The organism is Arthrobacter sp. A2-55 (assembly GCF_025548615.1).
Taxonomy (GTDB): Bacteria; Actinomycetota; Actinomycetes; order Actinomycetales; family Micrococcaceae; genus Specibacter; species Specibacter silviterrae.
This window is the reverse complement of record NZ_JAJLOZ010000104.1, coordinates 1-11,794: the sequence shown is the minus strand read 5'-3', so window position 1 is coordinate 11,794 and position 11,794 is coordinate 1. Positions and strand designations below refer to the sequence as shown.

13 protein-coding genes are annotated in these 11,794 nt (G+C 67.1%); 5 read left to right on the top strand and 8 right to left on the bottom strand.

Annotation, left to right across the window (positions count from 1 at the left end; all coding sequences use genetic code 11):
• Positions 1–8 precede the first annotated feature (8 nt).
• From LPN03_RS19655 to LPN03_RS19640, 4 genes are all read right to left on the bottom strand, one after another.
• Positions 9–473: an antitoxin gene (locus LPN03_RS19655; RefSeq protein WP_205678415.1), complete on the bottom strand. Its 465-nt coding sequence runs from the start codon at positions 471–473 to the stop codon at positions 9–11.
• 152 nt (positions 474–625) lie between these two features.
• Positions 626–1,330, bottom strand: a complete 705-nt coding sequence (locus tag LPN03_RS19650) for a hypothetical protein (protein WP_165183603.1) — start codon at positions 1,328–1,330, stop codon at positions 626–628.
• Positions 1,331–1,334: 4 nt separating this feature from the next.
• Positions 1,335–1,961 (bottom strand): cation transporter, encoded by a 627-nt coding sequence (locus LPN03_RS19645; protein ID WP_240902416.1) that lies wholly within the window; start codon positions 1,959–1,961, stop codon positions 1,335–1,337.
• A gap of 3 nt (positions 1,962–1,964) precedes the next feature.
• Positions 1,965–2,519: a dihydrofolate reductase family protein gene (locus tag LPN03_RS19640; protein ID WP_262455594.1), complete on the bottom strand. Its 555-nt coding sequence runs from the start codon at positions 2,517–2,519 to the stop codon at positions 1,965–1,967.
• A gap of 273 nt (positions 2,520–2,792) precedes the next feature.
• Here LPN03_RS19640 and LPN03_RS19635 point away from each other — a divergent pair, with 273 nt between their 5' ends.
• Together LPN03_RS19635 and LPN03_RS19630 are read left to right on the top strand one after the other, a co-directional pair.
• A complete protein-coding gene (locus LPN03_RS19635) occupies positions 2,793–3,245 on the top strand; it encodes a hypothetical protein (RefSeq protein WP_262455593.1) in 453 nt (150 codons plus the stop codon).
• A gap of 2 nt (positions 3,246–3,247) precedes the next feature.
• Positions 3,248–5,446: a bifunctional polysaccharide deacetylase/glycosyltransferase family 2 protein gene (locus LPN03_RS19630; protein WP_262455592.1), complete on the top strand. Its 2,199-nt coding sequence runs from the start codon at positions 3,248–3,250 to the stop codon at positions 5,444–5,446.
• Between the two features lie 139 nt (positions 5,447–5,585).
• On the opposite strand, the gene LPN03_RS19625 is transcribed toward LPN03_RS19630, so the two are convergent.
• Positions 5,586–6,278: a FadR/GntR family transcriptional regulator gene (locus LPN03_RS19625; protein ID WP_262455596.1), complete on the bottom strand. Its 693-nt coding sequence runs from the start codon at positions 6,276–6,278 to the stop codon at positions 5,586–5,588.
• Positions 6,279–6,459: 181 nt separating this feature from the next.
• On the opposite strand from LPN03_RS19625, the gene LPN03_RS19620 reads away from it, so the two are divergent.
• From LPN03_RS19620 to LPN03_RS19610, 3 genes are read left to right on the top strand one after another with little or no spacing between them, the layout of a single operon-like run.
• On the top strand, positions 6,460–7,779 hold the full coding sequence (locus LPN03_RS19620; RefSeq protein ID WP_165183607.1) for an MFS transporter: 1,320 nt from the start codon (positions 6,460–6,462) through the stop codon (positions 7,777–7,779).
• The gene (locus LPN03_RS19615) at positions 7,776–8,990 is read left to right on the top strand and encodes a CaiB/BaiF CoA transferase family protein (RefSeq protein WP_262455591.1); all 1,215 of its coding nucleotides are present in this window, start codon (positions 7,776–7,778) and stop codon (positions 8,988–8,990) included. Before LPN03_RS19620 ends, LPN03_RS19615 begins: the two co-directional genes overlap by 4 nt.
• Positions 8,987–9,814, top strand: coding sequence for an enoyl-CoA hydratase/isomerase family protein (locus tag LPN03_RS19610; RefSeq protein WP_262455590.1), 828 nt, complete (start codon positions 8,987–8,989; stop codon positions 9,812–9,814). Before LPN03_RS19615 ends, LPN03_RS19610 begins: the two co-directional genes overlap by 4 nt.
• An 86-nt stretch (positions 9,815–9,900) precedes the next feature.
• Here LPN03_RS19610 and LPN03_RS19605 read toward each other — a convergent pair whose 3' ends face one another.
• From LPN03_RS19605 to LPN03_RS19595, 3 genes are all read right to left on the bottom strand, one after another.
• Positions 9,901–10,302: a cupin domain-containing protein gene (locus LPN03_RS19605; protein ID WP_262455589.1), complete on the bottom strand. Its 402-nt coding sequence runs from the start codon at positions 10,300–10,302 to the stop codon at positions 9,901–9,903.
• A complete protein-coding gene (locus tag LPN03_RS19600; RefSeq protein WP_262455588.1) occupies positions 10,299–10,424 on the bottom strand; it encodes a hypothetical protein in 126 nt (41 codons plus the stop codon). The genes LPN03_RS19605 and LPN03_RS19600 overlap by 4 nt, the downstream gene beginning before the upstream one ends.
• Positions 10,421–11,794 (bottom strand): MFS transporter (locus tag LPN03_RS19595; protein ID WP_262455587.1); only part of this gene is annotated, 1,374 nt, incomplete at its 5' end. The genes LPN03_RS19595 and LPN03_RS19600, both read right to left, overlap by 4 nt.

Genomic DNA, 11,794 nt, shown 5'->3' with positions numbered 1-11,794 from the left:
ACTGCACGTCAGTACTGGTCCTGCTCGCCCTGCTGCTGGTCGTCCTGGGCCTGGTAACCGCCACCCTGGGACTGGTCATCCTGGGCCTGGTACCCGCCACCCTGGGACTGGTCATCCTGCTGCTGGTACCCGCCACCCTGGGACTGGTCATCCTGGGCCTGGTACCCGCCACCCTGCTGCTGGTCATCCTGGGCCTGGTACCCGCCACCCTGCTGCTGGTCGTCCTGGGCCTGGTACCCGCCACCCTGCTGCTGGTCATCCTGGGCCTGGTACCCGCCACCCTGGGACTGGTCATCCTGCTGCTGGCCGCCGAAAGCCCCGCTGACAGCGTCACGGCCCTGGTTGATCTGGTCCTGGAACTGTCCGCCGGTCAAGTTGTTGGCTGCGTCGCCAGCCTTGTTCAGAGCCTCGTCCTTCAGGTTCTGGCCTTCTTCGCTGTTCGCGAATTCATTTACCAAGTCACCGAATCCCATGGGTTTCTCCTCACATTTTGACATCCCGGCCGGTCGCCGAAACGTGTTTCCCAGTCTGGTAGCCGTTTGACAAACTTGTAAAGACCCGCAGGCAGACTAACGGGGAACGCCCAGCTTGGTGTCGATTTGTCCACTAGCCCTTTGCCTGGAATTCACCCCTGCCCGAGAATTCCGGAACCTCTCGGAATGCCCTTTCTGCCGTTCGGGAAAGCAATGGCGCGTGCTGCGGGCAGGCTGCCCAGGAGCAGGAGGGCCAAGGCGGCCACGCCAACGGCGGTGCGCGCTCCGTTGTGGAACGCGAAGGCGGCGATTGTGAGGGGACTGCTGGCAATCATGGCCCACGCAAACCACCACGGAATGATGCGGGCACGGCGCAACGCGATTCCAAGGAGAACATACGCGGCGAGATGGCAGATGACGTACACAATCAGGTAGCCGCCCATGACAGGGTCGTTCGTAAAGTCGTCCAACAGGCCCGCATAGGCGGAGCCCCCAGGCTGCCGGGACATGACACTGGCGAGATCATCCAGGGCGGCCAGCGCTGAAAAGGGTGCCCACCCAATGACGCCGAGCAATCCGCCAAGGACTGCAAGCCACGGGGTCCGGCGGTAGGCCAGCCAGGCGAGGGCCACGGCACCCATGGGCAGCAGGTAGGAGGCTGCCACGAAGGCGGCCAGGTGAACTGCATTCTGCGAAGCGTTCGCTGCCGTGTTGGCTTCGATGGTTTCGGCGCCGGTGCCGTGGATGGCCGGTGCCAGCAGTCCGCCGAGCAGGTAGCAGGCAGGCCCGCCAGTGATCGCCGCTGCTCCGGCGATGCGAAGCAGGCGCTCAGGTCCTGGCCTCGGGGATGCGTGCATGAGGCTACTGCACCCCGGCTGAATTATTGGCCTGCCGGCTCCCGGGGCGCAGTATGTGCATGGCTTCGCGGACCGCGTAGTAGACAATGACCAGGCCGGCCGCGGGGTCTGCCCACCACCAGCCCGCCAGATCATCGAGCAGGACCCCACCCAGCACTGCGGTGGCCAGCAGGCCGTCAATGAACGTCACCCTGCCCTCGGCGGCAAGAACTGGATTGCCCAGGGCCCTGCCTGTTCGGGCCTTGGCTGCGGCCAACAAAAACATCGCCACGGCGGTGATCGCCGTCCAGCCGATTCCGGCCGGGCTCGGGGCGGCATGGTGCCCCAGTGCCAGGGCGGCACCCGATTGCAGGAACAGGTACAGTGCCAAGGCAAGAAACGCACCCGCGATGAGTTTCAGGGCAACTAACTGGCGCCGCTCCCCACTGCCTGACAGCTCCCAGATCACCACGGTGCTGGCTCCGATTTCGATCAAGCTGTCCAGCCCAAACCCTGCCAGCGCCACGGAGCCGGCCGAAATCGAGGCAGCCGCCAGGACCGCCACGCCGACCACGTTCCAGCCCAGGGTGATCCCCTCGAGGATGTTGCCCCTGCGGCGCAACCGGACGGGGGCCGCCGTCGTCAGTTTCATGGGCTAGGCGCCATGCTGCACGGTGTAGTTCAGTATGGCGATGCCGTTCTTGAGCAGTTGGGAATCGACAAGGGTGAGCCTAGCGGCCGGGGCATTGCCGAAAAGCAGGGTGTCCACAGCCGTGCCGCCAAGGAAGAAGGGGTGGACCCAGAGCCGGATTTCGTCGAGCAGGCCGTTTTCCACCAGCGTGCGGCCAAGCCTGCCAAAACCGTAGCTGACAATGTCGCCTCCCGGCTGGTCCTTGATCCGGGCGACGGCGGCGGCAATGTCCGTGTCGAGCACCACGGTGTTTTCCCAGTCAGAGGTGTGGATGGTTGTCGACACCACATACTTTCTCATCGCATTGAGCCGGTCGGTGTAGGCATCTCCGGCCTGCCCTTGCCACACGGCGGCAAAGCTGAGGAAGGTGTCCTTGCCCAGCAGGACTGCGTCGCACCGGCTCAGCAGTTCCGTCTGGATGGCATCGGCTGTTTCGTCGCGCTCCAGGGGCGGCCAGTCCTGCGGGTTCTTGATGACGCCGTCGGCGGTGATGTAGGTGGAATTGATGATTCTTCGCATGACGCTCCTCGCCAATGCCTGCAAAGCGTGGGCTGATCTTTCAAGCGTCCCGTAAAGCGACCCGCCCGGCAAGGCCCCGCGGGCCGGACGGGCCTCAATATTTCACGGCCGCTTCGCAGGATTGGCAACCGGTGTTGTCGCCGCGAATGCACGGCGGCCGCGGCCGAGCAGGTCGTCACAGAACAGCTGAAGCGGGCATCCCAAGGGGCGCCGGAAAGTGCCGATCGTTACCCATTTGTGACAGTGGCGCCCGTCGTCTAAAATTGGCGATTGATGCCAGCCAACCATGCAGACCCCAACGCGACACTGTCCGCGCCGCCGCACGGACCCGTCTTTGTCGACGCCTCCGGCAGGCGGCTGCGGAGGATCAAAGTCATGGGCCTCGGCGTGCTGGGACTGGCGGCCGGCTACGTAATCCTCCTGCTGATTGCGTTCCTCGGTGGACCGAATGCCGCCGCCCCATTCCTGCCGCTGGGTATTTCACCAGCCGCCCCGGCAGCCGTCCCGGCCGCCCCGCCGGCCAGCCATCGCCCAACTTCAACAGCCACGCCGTTGTCCAACGGCGGCCCACTGCAAGCCAGTGAACGTCAATCCGGGGCAGCCCCCGGTGTCCCGGGTACAGCGGCGGCAGGCTGTGCGCTAGGCGCGGGGGCGGCTGCCGCCCCTGGCAAGAGCGGCTCGTCTCCCGGTCAGGCAAAGCGCCCGACGCCGCCCGCACACCCGTGAGGATGCGTGGCCGGCCGCACGCGACCCGCCGGGCCAGCAAGGTTGCCGGCCCGGCCAAGGTCAATGCCCACTGGGTAATCCTGGCCATCGTCATCCTCGCCTTGGGTGTTGCCCTGACGGTGCAGGGGTACATGACCCACCTGGCAGGGATCGGCGACGACTCCGTGGCCTCCAACGATTCCACCAGCGCCGTCCCCGGCACCGTCTCCCGAGGAGGCCCGGTGGTGGACGCGCGCGGCGGCGCAGTCCGAACCGTGGGACCGCCAAACCGAACGCTTGCCCTGACCTTCGACGACGGCCCTGACCCGGTCTGGACGCCGAAGATCCTTGATGTCCTCCAGAAGCACCACGTCCACGCAACTTTCTTCGTCGTCGGCTCTGCGGCAATCGACCACCCCGGCCTGGTCCGCCGCATCATCGCCGACGGCAACGAGATCGGCGTGCACACACTGACCCACACCGACCTCGGCACGGCTCCAAACTGGCGCCGCCAACTTGAGGTACAGGGGGCCCAAAGCGCCATCATCGGCATCACCGGCCAGGCGGCGTCCCTGCTGCGCCCGCCGTACAGCTCCGGGAACAGCGCCGTCAACAACGGCACATGGCAGGCCATGCAGGCTGTGGCCGGCCAGGGGTACCTAACCGTGCTGAGCACCGTCGACAGCGAGGACTGGCGCCGCCCCGGCATCACCGCCATTGAGCGCAACATCGCCCCGCACAGCTCCCAGGGGCAGGTGATCCTGATGCACGACGGCGGCGGCAACCGGGAACAATCTGTTGCCGCACTGGACTCCGCCCTATCCAGCTTTGCGGCGCAGGGCTACCACGTCACAACTGTGGGCGGCGCTGTTGGAATTCAGAGCATGCGCCCGGCCACCACGGCGGAAAAAATCAGCGGAACGGCGTTCGTTTGGGGTATCCGGCTCAGCAGCTTTATGGTGACGGCCATCACGTGGGCGTTGCTGGCGGCCGGAATCGTCACTTTTCTCCGGGCCGTCCTGGTGGTTGGCTTTGCTGCCCGGCACAGGCGCGCCGCGCGGCGAATCCGGTTGGCCGGCAGCGGGCGGAGGCGGGCGGACGTTCCGGTCCGCGACGCGGTCACCGAGCCCGCCACGGTGATTGTGCCGGCTTACAACGAGTCAGCCGGCATTGAGGCCGCCATACGGTCCATTGCCGCCTCGAACCACCCCGTGGAAATCATCGTGGTTGATGACGGCTCCACCGACGGCACCGCCGACGTCGTGGAAGCCATGGCACTGCCTGGCGTGCGGCTGCTGCGCAAGGAGAACGGCGGCAAGCCTTCGGCGCTGAATGCCGGGCTTGAGGCGGCAAGCCACCAGCTGGTGGTGATGGTGGACGGCGACACGGTCTTTGAACCTGACACGGTCCGCTCCCTGATCCAGCCCTTTGCCGACCCGCGCGTGGGGGCCATCTCGGGAAACACAAAGGTGGCAAACCGCCGTGGCATGCTCGGTGCGTGGCAGCACATTGAATACGTGGTCGGTTTCAACCTGGACCGGCGCCTGTTTGACGTCGCGGAGTGCATGCCCACCGTCCCTGGTGCCATCGGCGCCTTCCGCCGCGACGCGCTTGTCGCCGTCGGCGGTGTCAGCGATGACACCCTGGCCGAGGACACGGACCTGACCATGGCATTGTGCCGCGACGGCTGGCGGGTGGTGTATCAGGAGGACGCCCGGGCCTGGACCGAGGCGCCGGAAAGCCTGGGCGCCCTGTGGAAGCAGCGCTACCGCTGGTGCTACGGCACGCTGCAGGCCATGTGGAAGCACCGCGGCGCGATGGTCCAGGGCGGGCAGGCCGGCAAGCTGGGCCGGCGGGGGTTGAGCTACCTCCTGGTCTTCCAGGTGCTGCTCCCGCTGTTTGCACCCGTGGTTGATGTTTTTGCCATTTACGGGTTGGTCTTTCTGGATCCGTTCCGCATCGGGGCGCTATGGCTGGCGTTCCTGTTGGTCCAGTGCCTCATGGCCGCCTACGCCTTCCGCCTCGACAACGAACCTCTCCGCCCGCTGTGGACGCTGCCGCTCCAGCAGTTTGTGTACCGCCAGCTCATGTACCTGGTGGTGATCCAGTCGGTGGTCACTGCGCTTGCCGGCGTGCACCTGCGCTGGCACCGGATGGAGCGGTACGGCAGCCTGCGCGTTCCGGCTGGCCACTCCAGCCCGAACTCGACCACCGCCACCTGATCGCCGTCGGAGACTTCGGCGTGTAGGGCACTCCCGCCGAGTTAGCGGAAGCGCGCTGAGACCGCTGGATATCTCCCGCTGTCTCGGCGCGGACCCGCTGTCTCGGCGGAAGAGGGGCGGGCGACCCGGCGGGTGGCCCCTACTTGAGCAGGTCCACGTCCGAGACAAGGGCGATGTGCTTTTGCATCGCCTCGGCGGCGGCCTGGGAGTCGTTGGCCCGGATGGCATCGGCGATCTTGCGGTGGGAGGCCAGGGACTGCTCGGGACGGCCCGGCTGTCCCAGGGATTCCATGCGCGTTTCGAGCACCATTTCCGCAATAAAGGTCATGAGCTGGGCCAGCACGGCTGAATGTGCCGCCGCCGTGACGGCCTGGTGAAAGAGCTCGTCACCGTTGAGGCCCCTGTCGCCGTTGGCGATCTCTGCGGCCATGACGTCCAGAGCCGCGTCGATGGCCTCCATCTCGCCGTCCGTGCGGCGGGCGGCCGCGAGCCCGGCCAGCTTCACCTCGATGGTGCTCCGGGCCTCGACAATCTCCGGCAGCCGGTTGCTGTGCTCCCGCAGGCCCTTGATGACCGTGGCAATGCTGGGCCGGTAGACCAGCACGGCGCCGTTGCCGTGCTGGACGTCAATGACACCCAAAACTTCCAGCGCCACCAGGGCCTGGACCAGCGTTGCCCGGGACACGCCCAGCCGCTGCGCCAACTCACGCTCGGCAGGAAGCAGGTCCCCCGGCCCCAGTTGGGCGGACTCGATGTAGCCCAGGAGCAGCGTCACCAGCTGCTCATAGAGGCGGGGCTTCGCCACACGCCCCAACGCATCGCCCTCTGCCATTTCGCTCACCGGCGTCTCCTCACGCTTCGATTGCCTCCAAGAATACATGGCAGGAGTATTGACAAAGTGACCCGGTGTACTAGAGGCTAGTCCAGTGAGACAGTAATCCACATCACATTCAATCCCCAGGGTTCCCAGCCCGTAGTGAGAGAGCCCGAATCATCAAGGCAATGGAGTTGCGATGACAGTTCAAGAAGTGACCCGGAAGCAGGCTGCGCGACGAGCCACCGTGGCCAGCGTGGTTGGCACCACCATTGAGTGGTACGACTTTTTCCTCTACGGGACTGCGGCAGCGCTCGTCTTCCCGCACCTGTTCTTTCCCGGCCAGTCGGCGTTTGCCGGCATTCTGGCGGCGTTCGGCACGCAGTTTGTGGGTTTCGTGGCCCGCCCCGTGGGAGCAGCCATCTTTGGCCACTTCGGCGACCGGATAGGGCGCAAGACCACCCTGATGGCCACGCTGTTCCTCATGGCCTTCGGCACGGTCCTCATAGGGTTCCTGCCCACGTGGCAGAGCATTGGCGTGGCCGCCCCCGTCCTGCTGGTGCTGCTGCGCATCATCCAGGGCATCGGCGTCGGCGGGGAATGGGGCGGCTCGGTGCTGCTCAGCATGGAATGGGGCAAGGAGGGGCGGCGCGGCCTGTCTGCCAGCTGGCCCCAGCTGGGAGTGCCGCTGGGGCTGGTGCTGTCCACCGGCGTCGTCCGCCTGACAACCGGCATGACAGGCAGCGCCGGCTTTGTGGCCTACGGCTGGCGGATACCGTTCATCCTGAGCATCGTCCTGATCGGGGTGGGCTTCTGGGTGCGGGCGCGGGTGGTGGAGAGCCCGGAGTTTGAGGCCATGCGCAAGACGCAGCAGGTGGTCAAGAACCCCATTCTCGAGGCCATCCGGCGCCAGCCAAGGCAGATCCTGCTCTCGGCGCTGGTGCGGACCTCCGAGCAGGCACCGTTCTACCTGTTCATCACCTTCGTGCTCACGTATGCCGTCAAGCACTTGAAGCTGGACAGCAATTCCATCTTGGATGACACGCTCATTGCGGCGGCGCTGGGGCTCATCAGCATTCCGTTGTTCGGGCGGCTCTCGGACAAATTCGGGCGCCGGAAGGTGTACGGCACGGGCATTGTGCTGACGGCCCTGTTCGCCTTCCCCTACTTCGGCATGCTCAACACCGGCAATGCGCTGCTCATCGCCATTGCCATTATCGTCAGCCTGGCACTGCATGACATGCAGTACGGGCCGCAGGCAGCGCTCATTGCCGAAGGGTTTGACGCCGACATCCGCTACACGGGCGCCGGCCTGGGCTACCAGCTGGCCAGCGTGGTGGCCGGCGGCCCGGCGCCGCTCATTGCGGCCGCCCTGCTGGCTCATTACGGCAACTCCACGGCCATTTCCATCTACATCATCATCTGCGCGGCGGTGAGCATGGCCGCCCTGATCCTGCTGCCCCGGACGGCGAGCGCCCTGGCCGGCACCTCCCCCAAGGCCGTCAGGAGTGCCGCGTGACACTGCAAAAAGACAAGCACGACGGCGGCGCCCTGGCGGACTTGGTGGTGCTGGACCTGACCCGGATCCTCTCCGGCCCGTTCGCCACCATGACGCTGGCGGACCTCGGCGCGGACGTCATCAAGATCGAGCAGCCCGGGCAGGGGGACGACACCCGCCAGTGGGGCCCGCCGTTCCAGGGCGAGGAAGCCGCCTACTTCCTGTCCGTCAACCGCAACAAGCGCAGCCTCGCCGTGGACCTGAAGTCGGCGGAGGGACTGGCGGCCGTGCGAAAGCTGGCCCTCACGGCGGACGTGCTGGTGGAAAACTTCCGCCCGGGCACGGCGGCGCGCCTAGGCCTGGGGTACGAGGAATTGTCCGCACGGAACCCAGGCCTCGTCTATGCGTCCATCAGCGGCTATGGGCAAACCGGCCCGGACGCCCACCGGCCCGGCTACGACGCCATCGCCCAGGCCCGCAGCGGCATCATGAGCGTGACCGGCGAGGCAGCCGGCCCGCCGGTCAGGGTGGGCGTCAGCAGCGCAGACCTGACCGCAGGCATGTGGGCCACCATCGGCATCCTGGCTGCCCTGCACGAAAAGGGGCGCACAGGGCTGGGCCAGTGGGTGGACATCAGCCTGCTGGACGGCTCGGTCTCCTGGCTGACTTATGTTTCCAGCGGCTACTTCGCCAGCGGCAACATTCCCCAGCGGTACGGCTCGGCCCACCCCACCATCGTGCCGTACCAGGCGTTCGAAACAGCCGACGGATTCGCCATGGTGGCCGTGGGCAACGACGGCCTGTGGAGGCGCTTCGCCCAAGCCGTCGGCCGGGCGGACCTGGCCACGGATCCCCTGTTCGCGGGCAATCCGGACAGGGTGGCTCACCGCGGCGCGCTCCTTCCCCTCATCGAGGGCATCATGCTCACCCGGACCACGGAGGAATGGGTGGCAGTCCTCGACGCCGCTGGCGTGCCGGTGGGCCCCATCCAAACCGTGGACCAGGCCCTGGCCGATCCACAGGTCCTTGCCCGTGGCATGGTGGCGACCGTGCAGCACCCCACGGAAGGCGAACTGAATATGGTCAACTGCCCCATCAAGCTCTCGCGGACGCCTGCCACCGTCAGGACGGCCCCTCCCCTGCTGGGCCAGCACACGGACGGCATCTTGGCCAGCCTGGGATTGACAGGAGACCGCATTTCGTCCCTTCGCAAGGCAGGAGCCATCCAATGACAACCACCCACCTGGACCTGGACGCCGTCGCCCTGGACGGCGCGCCACTGAACAGCGCCGCACCGGACGCCATCGCCCTGGATGCCACCGGGCCCGTCGCCACCCTGACCCTCGGCACCGGCCGGCGGCTCAATGCCCTGCGGCCGGACGATTGGGCCGCCCTGGCACGCGACGCCGATTCACTCGCGGGCCGGGAGGATCTGCGTGCCGTGGTGATTCGCGGCGGGGGCGGCGTGTTCTGCTCGGGCTCGGACCTGCGCGAGTGGGACGGGGCCACCCAGGAGGAAGTCAGTGAAAGCTTTGCCGGGATGGAAGCGGCGCTGCAGGCTGTTGAGGACATCCCGGTCCCCACCGTGGCCGTGGTGGAGGGCTTCGGCACCGGCGCCGGGTGCCAGCTGGCGCTAGCTTGCGACCTCCAGCTGGTGAACCGGTCCGCCAAGATCGGCATGCCCATTGGCCGGCTGGGCCTGCTGGTGCCAGCCACTTTTGCCACGCGAATGTCCCTGCTGATCGGCCCGGGACGGACCAAGGAACTGCTCTACGGCGGCCGGCTGCTTCCTGCTCCAGAAGCCCATCAGATGGGCCTTATCACCACTTTGGTGGAAGACGGCACCGTGGATGATTCATTGGCCGAACTCCTCGCGCAGTGGGACGGCCTGTCCGCTGCATCCCTGCGGGCCTCCAAGGCGGCGGTGAACTATGGGCTGACCCCGCTGGTGCAGCCTGCCCGCCGCGCCCCGCAGGGAGCTGCGTCCGACCCGGATGAATTTGCGTGGCGGCTGGACGCCTTCCTCAACCGCCACCGGCCCCATGCCTCGAGATAGCGGAAGCGCGCCGAAACCGCAGGAGATATCCCGCTGTCTCGGCGCGGACCCGCTACCTCGGCAGAAGAGGCACGACGGCGGCCACGTCACCTCCCGTTGTAGTCGGCGTCCGTGATGTGCTCGGCCCAGGTAGTGGTCGCGGCCGGGTCCTCTGCCTGTTGCAGCATGGCGATGTGCTCCATAAAGCAGCCCGGGGCCGCGGCGTGCCAGTGCTCCTCGCCCGGCGGTGTGTAGAGCGTCTGGCCCGGGTGGACCTCAACGATCTTCCCGTCCCGTGTGCCGAAGCGGCCCACGCCCTGGGTGACGCGGATGTACTGGCCGTGCGCGTGGGAGTGCCAGGCGGTGCGGGCTCCGGGTGCGAAGCGCACAGTGGCCACCACCATTGTTTGATCGCTTTCATGGGGCGCTGCGATGGGGTCTAGCCAGACGTCGCCGGCGAATTGGGCCGGAGGGTTCTTGGCGGTGGGAACTGCGGGTTCAATGTTCATGGTGTTCCTTTGTGGTTGGTGATGAAGTGTTCCTTGGCCACGGCCATGGCGGCCATGCCCTGCGGCCAGCCGGCATAAAACGTGACGTAGGTGTTGGCCCCGATGAGTTCCTCCCGCGTCACGCCGTTCTCCACGGCGCGTCCCGGGCTGACCGGGCCGCGATTTCGGCGGGCACAATCAGCGCGAGCGAGGCAAGGAGGCAGAGTGCCAGCATGACGCTGCCGGCGGTGAGGGCGGCGCTGACGTGACCCGCAATGGCCGCCCGGGCTCCGCCGTCGGCCCGGGAAGTGGCCGCGGCGGCAGTGACCAGGACGGCCAGGCCCAGGCTGCTGCCCAGCTGGTGGGCGGTGTTGACCAGGCCGGAGGCGGCGCCGGAATCGGCCGCGGTGACCTTGGCAATGCCGGCGGAGGTCAGCGGCGCGAAGGCCAGCCCCTGCCCGATGCCCAGCAGCACCATCGGCAGGGCCACCCCGGCCAGGTAGGAGGTACCCACGCTGAGACGGCTGAGCCACACCATGCCGGCCAGGGTCACGGCGACGCCAGCGGCCAGCAGAGCCGCGTTGCCGAAGCGTGCGGTCAGGCGCGGGATGGCCAGGGCGACGGCGAAGTTGACCACAGTCATGGGGAAGAATGCCATGCCTGCCTGGAGCGGATTGAAGCCGAGCACGTCCTGCAGAAATTGGGTGGTGAAGTAGAAAAAGCCGATCATGGCGCCCATGTAGAGCATGCGGGGCAGGTAGGCTCCGGAGCGTTCCCGGCTGGCGAAGAGCCGCAGCGGCATGATGGGCTGCCCGGCCCGCCACTCATTGGCAACGAACACGGCGAGCAAAACTGCAGCGGCACCCAACGGGAGGATGGTCCGGGGGGCCAGCCAACCGGCGTCGGCCGAGCTGATGATGCCGAAGACCAGGGCGCCCATGCCCAGGGTGGCGGTGACCGCGCCGGTCACGTCGAAACGGCCGGTGCTGCGCGGGGATGCGGGGAGGTAGCGCGGCGCCAGCAGGATCATGGCGGCGCCGATGGGGACGTTGATGAAGAAGCCGGCGCGCCAGGATATCCAGTGGGCCAGCGCTCCCCCGATGACCAGGCCCAGGCTGGCGCCGATGCCTGCGGTGGCGCCGTACCAGGCCACGGCGCGGGTGCGTTCGCGGCCCGGCGCGAAGCTGGCGGTGAGCAGGGACAGGGACGACGGCGCCACGACGGCCGCGCCCACGCCCTGCAGCGCCCGGGCGGCGATGAGCCACTGGCCCTTGGGTGCCAGGCCGATCAGCAAGGAGGCCGTGGCGAAGACTGCCAGGCCAATGATGAAGATGCGACGGCGGCCCAGAAGGTCACCGGCCCGTGCACCGAGCAGGAGCAGTCCGCCGAAGACCAGGGTGTAGGCGTCCTGCACCCAGGCAAGGCCCGTGGCGGTGTAGCCCATTTCCGCCTGGATGCCGGGCAGGCCAGTGAAGATGATGGAGTTGTCGAGCAGGATCATGAAATAGCTGAC